Consider the following 2,670-nt stretch of genomic DNA (forward strand, 5'->3'; position numbering starts at 1 on the left):
GGGCGGGGCCATGTTGGAGACCTTCTCGCCGGGCATCCCGACCATGGAGAGCGGATACGGGCCGTACGCCACAAGCAGCGCGGCGCCCGCGAGTCCGGCGCCCGCGAGGACGTACGGCCTCCACCTCGTCAGCCTGCCGTCGGCGCGCAGGAAGCCGAGCTGGTGGACCGCCAGCCAGACGAACGCGAAGTTGAGGAACTCGACGTAGGGAACGCCGAGGGCGAAGCGGAGGACGTCGACCGAGACCGCCGCTCCGGCCAGCGCACCGAACGCGCCCCAGCCGAACCGCTCGTGGAGCCCCAGCAGCGCGGGTGTGAAGGCCACCATCGCGAGGTAGATCCCGATGAACCACAGGGGCTGAGCCACCAGACGGAGCGTCACGTCGAGCAACCCGCCTCCGCTGCCCGCGAGTTGGAGTACGAGCGCGGCGGCGCCCCAGACACCGATGAAGACGACCGTCGGCCGGAGCAGGCGCTGGAGCCGGGCGCGCAGGAAGACGGAGTACACATCCGCCTCGGTGGTACGCCTGCGGAGCGACCGGTAGGACAGGGCGTGGGAGAAGCCGCCGACGAAGAAGAACACCGGCATGACCTGCAGGGCCCAGGTGAGGATCTGGAGTTCGGGCCGTACGGCGAGCAGGTTGCCGATCTCGACTCGGCCGTCGGCCCCGGTGGTGACAGCCGCCATCAGCCAGTGCCCGAGGACCACCGTGCCCAGTGAGGCGACCCGCAACAGGTCGACGTACCGGTCACGGGACGGCGGGGTGGCGGCGGCGAGGTCGGCTGCCCGAAGGGCCGTGTCGGCTGCTGTCATGGCAGTACGGTCGCGCCGACGGCACCGGGGGCGTCAGCGCTCCCGTACTCATGTCACGTCTGAGTACCCCGGGTTCAGGCTCGGACCACGGTCGCCCCGGGCGCGGGGGACACGGCCGTACGTGCCGTGCGGCAGGTACCGGAGGCGAGGAGGGACCGGGCGACCCCGGTGGCCGACTCGGCGTCCCGTACCAGGAACGCCGTGGTGGGGCCCGAGCCGGAGACCAGGGCGGCCAGGGCACCGGCGCGGCGGCCGGTCTCCAGGGTGTCGGCGAGGGAAGGGAAGAGGGAGAGGGCCGCGGGCTGGAGGTCGTTGGAGAGGGTGGCGGCGAGGGCGGTCGCGTCCCCCTTGGCGAGCGCGTCCAGCAACTCCTGCGAGGCGACCGGCTCGGGGACCTCGGTGCCCTCGGTGAGACGGTCGAACTCCCGGTAGACCGCGGGAGTCGACAGGCCCCCGTCCGCGACCGCGAACACCCAGTGGAAGGTACCGCCCACGTCGAGGGGGCGGAGCTTCTCGCCCCGGCCCGTGCCGAGGGCCGCGCCCCCTACCAGGCTGAACGGCACGTCGCTGCCCAACTGGGCGCAGATGTCGAGGAGTTCCTCGCGAGGCGTGTTCAGGCCCCACAGGGCGTCGCACGCCACCAGCGCGCCCGCAGCGTCCGCGCTGCCGCCCGCCATGCCGCCCGCGACGGGGATGTCCTTGGTGATGTGGAGGTGCACGGCCGGGTCGATGCCGTGGGGTGCGGCGAGGGCCAGGGCGGCGCGGGCCGCCAGGTTCGTACGGTCCAGGGGGACCTGCCCCGCGTCCGGGCCCGCGCACGTGACGCTCAGTTCGTCGGCCGGGGTCGCCGTGACCTCGTCGTACAGGCCGACCGCCAGGAAGACGTTGGCCAGGTCGTGGAACCCGTCGGGGCGGGCCGCGCCCACCGCGAGCTGGACGTTGACCTTGGCGGGGACGCGGACTGTGACGCTCGCGCTCACGACTGGACCGGCTCCTCGTGCTCTGTGCCGGCCGCGGAACGGTGCTCCGCGATCCGGGCGAACTCCTCGACGGTGAGGGACTCCCCGCGCGCCTGCGGGGAGACTCCGGCCGCCACCAGGGCGGCCTCGGCGGCGGCCGCCGACCCCGCCCAGCCGGCGAGGGCGGCGCGCAGCGTCTTGCGGCGCTGGGCGAAGGCGGCGTCGACGACCGCGAAGACCTCCTGCCGCGAGGCCGCGGTCCTGACCGGCTCGGAGCGGCGGACGAGCGAGACCAGTCCGCTGTCCACGTTCGGCGCGGGCCAGAAGACGGTGCGGCCGATGGCTCCGGCGCGCTTCACCTCGGCGTACCAGTTGGCCTTCACGGACGGCACCCCGTACACCTTGGAGCCGGGCGGGGCGGCCAGCCGGTCGGCGACCTCCGACTGGACCATGACGAGGGTGCGTTCGATGCCCGGGAACGTCTCCAGCATGTGCAGCAGCACCGGAACGGCCACGTTGTAGGGCAGGTTGGCGACCAGGGCCGTGGGCGCGGGGCCCGGCAGTTCGCGGACGTGCATGGCGTCGGAGTGCACCAGCGCGAACCGCTCGGCCCGCTCGGGCATCCGGGCGGCGATGGTCGCGGGCAGGGCGGCGGCGAGCACGTCGTCGATCTCGACGGCCGTGACCCGGTCGGCCACCTCCAGCAGCGCGAGTGTGAGCGAGCCCAGTCCCGGACCGACCTCCACCACCACGTCGTCGGGCCGCACCTCGGCGGTCCGGACGATCCGCCGTACGGTGTTGGCGTCGATCACGAAGTTCTGGCCGCGCTGCTTGGTGGGGCGTACACCGAGGGCGGCCGCCAGTTCGCGGACGTCGGCGGGGCCCAGGAGGGCGTCGG

Annotated in this window: 3 protein-coding genes; all 3 read right to left on the reverse strand. The window is 73.6% G+C overall.

The features are described from left to right. On the reverse strand, positions 1 to 813 hold an 813-nt coding region (locus FNH04_RS44430), incomplete at its 3' end, for an acyltransferase family protein (RefSeq protein WP_152791907.1). A gap of 74 nt (positions 814 to 887) precedes the next feature. Further along, entirely contained in the window at positions 888 to 1,793 is a 906-nt protein-coding gene (locus FNH04_RS44435; protein WP_322725649.1) for a 4-(cytidine 5'-diphospho)-2-C-methyl-D-erythritol kinase, read from the reverse strand. After that, the coding region (gene rsmA / locus FNH04_RS44440; protein WP_152791908.1) for a 16S rRNA (adenine(1518)-N(6)/adenine(1519)-N(6))-dimethyltransferase RsmA at positions 1,790 to 2,670 on the reverse strand (881 nt) is incomplete at its 5' end. The genes FNH04_RS44435 and rsmA, both read right to left, overlap by 4 nt.

Origin of the sequence: Streptomyces phyllanthi (assembly GCF_009377205.1) — a bacterium.
GTDB classification, from domain to species: domain Bacteria; phylum Actinomycetota; class Actinomycetes; order Streptomycetales; family Streptomycetaceae; genus Streptomyces; species Streptomyces phyllanthi.